We start from the raw sequence: 6,756 nt of genomic DNA on the forward strand, positions 1-6,756 counted from the left end.
CCTACTTTGTCATCAGGTTGATGGAAAGGGGACGCTGGCCGCTGGTGTCCATGAGCGCCACGCTGAACGGCTTGCCAGCTGTCCAGGGTGGCGTCTTCGCCTCAAGCACCACCAGCCCCTCCTCACCGGGGTCCAGCTGAGGCTGCTTCATCTGTATCGAGAGCACCTCCACCGGAGCACCTGCTGCGCCGGTGATGCGTGCCTGCTCCAGCACCCAGGGTTTCTGACCCAGAAGGTTGCGCAGCCGGACGGCTACCAGCGCTGAGAACTTGCCCTGATAGCCAACGACGCGTGGCACCATCAGTCCATGGCGATTGCCCCCAGGGGTCGTCACCACCAGGGGAATGGGACGACTCTCGTCTGTGAGCCACTCAGAGAGCATGAGCCCCGCAGGCCCGCTTCCCGCGTACCGGGTCCTGAGTTCCTCCAACTCCACTTCCTTTTGTTTGAGGGCTGCAAGGAGGGCCTCGGGGGTATTCGCCCGCCGGTCCACCTCCACCTTGCCGTCCATCACATCGGACTTGGAGACGACGGCAAAGACGGCCTTCGTGGGTAGGGCACGATCCTTGAAGCCGACCTGCACGATGAGCTTCTCGCCCGGGCCCACGTCCGCGAAGGGCTCCAATATGAGGAAGTGATCGCTGGCCTCAGCCCACTTGAAGCGCGTCCTGTCCACCAGCAGGCTGGAGGGGTCCAGATTCCCATTGAAGGCCGCCATGGTGAGGTTGTTGGCGGCTACGTACAACTCGAGCATGGGCTCTGCAGGAGTGGCAGGAAGCGAGGCGCGCCGATCTTGGCGCTGGCGAGCAGGGGGCTGGGATTGGGCAGCGGCTGTGCTCGCTACCAGCAGAGGAGCGAGGAGAAGCCACGTCATGGGTTGGGCCAAGGAAGCAGAACCTCCTAGGTCATCACCCTATCAGATGTGCGACACTGCTGAGATTCAAACAGCAGGCAGGCGAGTAGGTGTCACCTCGTCAGGGGAGCATGTACAGGCCACCGCTGCCAGCTTCTCAACACCCCTCAGCCACGCTCGGCCCCTGTGAATCGTGGGTCCGATCGAGTGGACACAGGAAGCGGGGCAGGCGGCCTCCACATCTCCCGCGACGTGCTCAAGGGCCTCAAGGCTTGAGGTTGTGCCGGCGCATGAGTCGGTAGAAGTAGACGCGATCCACCTGGGCAGCGGCGGCAGCCTGAGCCACCTTGCCCTGATGCTTCTCCAGGAGCCCTTGAAGGTAGTGGCGCTCGAAGTCGTCGATCGCGCGCCTGCGGGCCTCGGAGTAGGGCAGGGCGGTGAGGGCGGAAGAGGCCTGCCAGTCCTGCTGCTGGCCATCCTCCTCCGCGAGCGGCAGGGCATCCTCGAAGACGAGACACCGCTCCAGGTAGTTGCGCAGCTCGCGCACGTTGCCGGGCCAGGCGAACTGCTGCAGGCGCGTGAGGAACTCGGGGGTACGCAGGGCCTCGAGGCGCTCGGGGTCCGCGCCGGTACTGGCCAGGAGCTGCTCGGTGATGGCGGGTAGGTCGTCAGGACGCTCGCGCAGGGAGGGCAGGGTGATGCGCAGCACGGCCAGACGGAAGAACAGGTCCGAGCGGAAGCGGCCGGCGTTGACCTCGGCGCGCAGATCCCGGTGCGTGGCGGCGATGATGCGCACGTCCACGGGGATATGGGCATTGGCGCCGACGCGGCGGATCTGTCGCTCCTCGAGCACGCGCAGCAGCTTGGCCTGGAGCTCGAGGGGCACCTCGCCGATCTCATCCAGGAAGACGGTGCCGCCCTGGGCCTCCTCGAAGGCACCCACGCGGCGAGAGGCGGCGCCGGTGAAGGAGCCCTTCTCGTGACCGAACAGCTCGCTCTCGAGGAGGTTGGCGGGGATGGCGCCGCAGTCGACGATGAGGAAGGGCTTATCGCGGCGGGCGCCGGCCTGGTGGATGGCCTGGGCGGCCTGGCTCTTGCCGGTGCCCGTCTCACCCTCGAGCAGGACGGTGACGTCGGTAGTGGCAGCGCGTTCCAAGCGGGCGAAGCAGGCGCGCATGGCGACCGAGGTGCCCACCAGCGAGCCGAAGCGGGTGGCCTCGGAGAGGGCGAGCTTGTTGCGCTCAGCACTGAAGTCGAAGCGCACGGAGGCCCGGCCCAGGCGCAGCACGCTGCCACCGCGCAAGGCGCCCTCACGCACTTGGACGCCGTCCACCACGACGCCATTGAGGCTGTCGAGGTCCTTCACCCACGCGCCGTCCTTGCCAATGCGGACCTCGCAGTGGAAGCGGGACACGGTCTCGTCGTCGAGCACCAGATCATTTAGCGCGTGCGAGCCAAGAGAGCACCGATCCGCACCTGACTCCCACACCCTGCCAGGCTGAGGGCCCTCGACGATGGTGAGGCGGAAGCGGCGCACGGTGGCGGGATCGATCCCGCGCCGCGGGCCATGGGGGCGGGTGACGTGGAGATCGCCTTCCATACTCTCCGCCGAGGGATCTCGGGGAGCGGCCTCGGTGGAGTCGTCTGAGGAAGAGGCACCTGCCTTGCGTTCCATCGCGCTCATTCGAGGGGACGGTAGCACAGGCTCGATGACGCCAACCGCCGCCCCTGTGAACGGCCTCACCCTCCAGTCGTGAGAGGTTTCACAGCCGACCCAGGGGCCTCCAGGCACTCTGGCTGGAGCAGACGGGAAGAGCCCGTTGTCCGGAACAGCAATCTAAGAGTACGTTTCTTGACACTTCGTACCATCCCCCCTTGAAAGGCATTGGCCCCATGGCGAGCGGAGAGAAGAAGAGCAACCAGTCCAGGCCGTCCGGGAAGCCCTCTCCTTCACACACCTCGCGTGAGGAAGCACCGGACACGGACGCCATCCGTGAGGCCAAGGATCGCGGCGCGGAGCTGCTGGCCAAGGGGAAGCTGGAGGAGGCGCTCTCGGCGTTCCAGGAGCTGGTGAAGCTGGCGCCCCAGGAGCCCGCTCACCGCCAGAAGGTGGCCGAGGTACTCCAGCGCATGGGCCGGAAGCCCGAGGCCATCGCCGAGTACACAGCCGCGGCGGAGGCCTGGGCGCGGACGGGGTGGCTGATGCGTGCTATCGCGCTGTGCAAGCTCATCCTCCAGTTGGACACGGGCCACTCCCGCACCCAGGCGCTCCTGGCGGACTTCTACGCCCGTCGTGCGAACACCCGCCCGTCCGGAGACGAGGCTCCGCCGGCCGCGGCCCTGAGCACGAGGCCCACCCTGGCGCCGTCCCCCGGGCAGGCCCCGCAGGGACAGCCCACGTCGTTCTTCTCCGCGTTGGAGCGCGAGGAGTTCCTGGAGGTGCTCGCCCGGCTAGAGCGCAAGCTGTTCCAGCCGGGGCAGCAGATCGTCCGCGAGGGAGAGCCGGGCACCTCCATGTTCGTCATCGTCGAGGGGAGCGTGGAGGTGGTGCGCCAGTTGGATGACGGTCAGAGCACGACGGTGGCGCGGATGGGCGAGGGCGAGTTCTTTGGGGAGATGGCGCTGGTGACGGAGGGGCCAAGGCTGGCGGGCGTGGTGGCCACGGCGCCCACGGTGCTGCTGGAACTCTCGCGCGATCGGCTGGAGGAGGTCATCACCCACCACCCGTCCCTGGGCGAGGTGGTGCAACAGTTCTTCCGGGAGCGGCTGCTCACCAATGTCCTGCGCAGCAACCCGCTGTTCGCCGAGCTGCCCGAGGAGCTGCGCCAGCCCATCAAGGCCGCCTTCACCCCACTCACCGCGAAGCAGGGCGAGCAGATCCTCACCCGCGGCCAGCCGTCCCAGGCGCTCTACCTGCTGCTGCGCGGCCGGTGCGAGGTCTTCCACGAGCACGTGGACGGCCGCGAGACGCCCTATCCGAAGATGGTGGAGGGGGATGTGTTCGGCGAGATAGCGCTGCTGCGCAGCAGGCTGGTGACGGCATCCGTGCGCGCCGCCACCCCGTGCGCGCTCTTGAAGCTGGAGCGTGAGGCGTTCGAGCAGCTGCTCTCCCAGCACCCGCAGCTGCGCCAGCAGTTGGAGTTGCTGGGCTCGGAGCGGCGGGAGCGCACCGCGCGGCTGCTGTCCGGGCGCACGGTCCACCACGGAGACGCGCGTGTCTGAGGCACTCAACGCAGGAGGCGCATCGTGCAGATCCTGAAGCTCATCATGAACCCGGGCCTGCCGGACGAGCAGGCCTTCCCCCTGGGCGAGGGCAGCACCTTCATCGGGCGCGATCCGGAGAACCATGTCTCCATCCTCCACAAGAGCCTGTCTCGCCAGCATGCCCGGCTGGACGCGGCCTCTGGGAAGGTGACCCTCACGGATATGCAGAGCAAGAACGGCACGTTCTTCCTCGGCGACCGCGTCACCCGCTGCGAGCTGCAGCCCGGTGACACCTTCACCTGTGGCTCGGTCGCCTTCCGCCTCCACGCCGAGAGCCAGGAGCCCAAGGTCAGCCCCACGCTCACTCACGTGGCCCGCCCGCTCTCGCAGCTATCCATGCAGGATCTGCTAGGCCAGCAGGGCAGCTCTTCCAACTCGGCGCTCCGGCTGGGCGCCGCGCTCCAGGCGGAGCGCGCGCGGGACAAGCTGCAGATCCTCCTCAAGGTGAGCCAGTTCCTCTCCTCGCCGGGCACCATCGACAACCTGATGGAGCGCTCGTTGGAGTTGGTGTTCCAGATCCTGGACGTGGACCGCGCCGTCATCCTCCTGGTGGATCCGCAGTCGGGCCAGCTGCGGCCCCGGGTGACGCGGACGGCGGACGGGGTGCGCAGCGCGGGCCCGGTCCACAGCGAGCACATCGCCACCTACGTGCAGCGCCAGGGCGTGGCGGCGCTCTTCTCGGACGCCAAGCTGGATCCCCGCCTGGAGGCCGCCGACTCCGTCGTGCGGCAGTCCATCTACTCGGCCATGTGCGCGCCCTTGAAGGCCCGCGAGGAGGTGCTCGGGGTGCTCTACCTGGACAACCTCCGGATGCCCGAGCGCTTCTCGCAGGAGGACCTGGAGTTCCTGTCCTCCTTCGCCAACCAGGTGGCCATCGCGCTGGAGAACGCCATGCTCTACCGGCGCATCGAGCAGGAGGCCGTCCGCCGCAACACCTACCAGCGCTTCTTCCCGCCCAGCGCGCTCAAGCGGCTGGAGGAGTCCTCCTCTGGGGCGGCGCTGGGGGCGCGCGAGACGGAGGTCACCACGCTCTTCTCGGACATCTGCGGCTTCACCAGCATGTCCTCGCATATGCGGCCCATCGAGATCGTGGACATGCTCAACGAGTACTTCCCCGGCATGGCCGACATCGTCTTCGAGCAGGAGGGGACGCTGGAGAAGTACATCGGCGACGCGCTGCTGGCCATCTGGGGAGCGCCGTTCTCGCACCCGGATGACGCGGACCGCGCGCTGCGGGCGGCGGTGCGGATGCAGCAGGCGCTGCTGCCGCTCAACGAGCATCGGCGCTCGCGCGGGCAGCGGGAGCTGCAGATCCACATTGGCCTGAACACGGGCCCGGTGGCCGCGGGCAACATCGGCTCCGAGCGCTACCTGCAGTACGCTACCATTGGAGACACCACCAACGTGGCCAGCCGGGTGTGCGGCGTGGCAGTCGAGGGCGAGATCGTCATCACCCAGAGCACCTACGAACGGCTGCAGGAGCGGACCTGGAAGATGGAGCCTCTGCCCCCCGCCTCGGTGAAGGGCAAGGCCGAGCCGCTGAGGCTGTACCGGGTCCACTGGAGTTCAGGCCCTGCTCCCACTCAAGCAACACCCCACCACTCCTGAGTTCGTCGGAACGCGTCATGACCACTCACACTGTGCGAAAAGTCGCTCTGCTGTTGTGCCTCCTGCTGGCCTGCACCCAGCCGCTCGAGCCCCCGGCCACCACGGACAGTGCCGGTGCGAGCCTCTGGGTACGCTTGAGCGCCCTGGTCGATGGGGGCGGGACCTGGAGCAAGGAAATCCAGATGGACAAGGGGCGGAGCTATCACGCCGCGACCTTGCTCCTCAACGGAAAGGTCCTCATCACGGGGGGCGTCGAGCCTACGAACGCCGACGCCGGCGTCTACACCATCCGCGATACCGAACTCTACGATCCGGCCACGGGGAGGTCGTCACACGCGGGCAGGGGCGAGTACCGCTTCGGCCACACCGCCACCCTGCTGCACGATGGGAGGGTGCTGGTGGCGGGCGGGTTCGCGGACAAGGCCCCCCTCGCCTCGGCTGAAATCTACGATCCGAACTGCCCGGCCTCCCCTGAGGGTGGCTCCCCAGCTTCCGACGGCAGCGCGACCTGCATCACCTGGACCCTGATAAAACCAATGCAATACTCTCGCGCGGCTCACACGGCCACGCTCTTGCGCGACGGGCGGGTGCTGGTGGTGGGTGGAGTAAGCGAGAGAGATCCCCCCATGGCACCGCCCGAGGTGTACGATCCGACCACCGGAGAGTGGACCGACGCGGCCGATCTGGGGGATGGAAACCGCGCCTTCCACACCGCCACCCTGTTGCCGGATGGCAAGGTCCTGGTGTTGGGCGGGGTGCAGCTTGCCGCGAAACCGGATGGCTTCACCCTGCTCAGTGTGCTGCAGAACAAGAAACTGTTCACAAGATTCTACGCGAAGGCGCTCGACTCCGCCGCGTTGTACATCCCGGACCCGCAACGTGGCACCTGGACACATCTGGAAGCCGGGCTGACGGCTCGGCGCGTCGCCCATACGGCCACGCTCATGCCTGACGGGAAGGTGCTCGTAGTCGGTGGTTGGGACAAGAGGGTGGATGCGCCCCAGATCGCGCTGGAAATAGCCGGCATGAGG

General features: G+C 67.5%; 5 protein-coding genes. 3 read left to right on the forward strand and 2 right to left on the reverse strand.

Annotated elements, in window-relative coordinates; all coding sequences use genetic code 11:
* Position 1: 1 nt before the first annotated feature.
* Together VD972_RS27255 and VD972_RS27260 are read right to left on the reverse strand one after the other, a co-directional pair.
* The gene (locus tag VD972_RS27255; protein WP_324991676.1) at positions 2 to 874 is read right to left on the reverse strand and encodes a DUF2381 family protein; all 873 of its coding nucleotides are present in this window, start codon (positions 872 to 874) and stop codon (positions 2 to 4) included.
* 244 nt (positions 875 to 1,118) lie between these two features.
* The gene (locus VD972_RS27260; RefSeq protein ID WP_324991677.1) at positions 1,119 to 2,453 is read right to left on the reverse strand and encodes a sigma 54-interacting transcriptional regulator; all 1,335 of its coding nucleotides are present in this window, start codon (positions 2,451 to 2,453) and stop codon (positions 1,119 to 1,121) included.
* Positions 2,454 to 2,746: 293 nt separating this feature from the next.
* Here VD972_RS27260 and VD972_RS27265 point away from each other — a divergent pair, with 293 nt between their 5' ends.
* The 3 genes from VD972_RS27265 to VD972_RS27275 all read left to right on the forward strand — a co-directional run.
* Positions 2,747 to 4,075 carry a cyclic nucleotide-binding domain-containing protein gene (locus VD972_RS27265; RefSeq protein ID WP_324991678.1) on the forward strand — a complete coding sequence of 443 codons (1,329 nt, stop codon included), beginning with the start codon at positions 2,747 to 2,749 and terminating at the stop codon, positions 4,073 to 4,075.
* 24 nt (positions 4,076 to 4,099) lie between these two features.
* Positions 4,100 to 5,725, forward strand: coding sequence for an adenylate/guanylate cyclase domain-containing protein (locus tag VD972_RS27270; RefSeq protein WP_324991679.1), 1,626 nt, complete (start codon positions 4,100 to 4,102; stop codon positions 5,723 to 5,725).
* Positions 5,726 to 5,859: 134 nt separating this feature from the next.
* Positions 5,860 to 6,756: Kelch repeat-containing protein (locus VD972_RS27275; RefSeq protein ID WP_324991680.1), on the forward strand; the 897-nt coding region annotated here is incomplete at its 3' end.

It is taken from the genome of Hyalangium sp. (genome assembly GCF_035629615.1).
GTDB lineage: Bacteria > Myxococcota > Myxococcia > Myxococcales > Myxococcaceae > Hyalangium.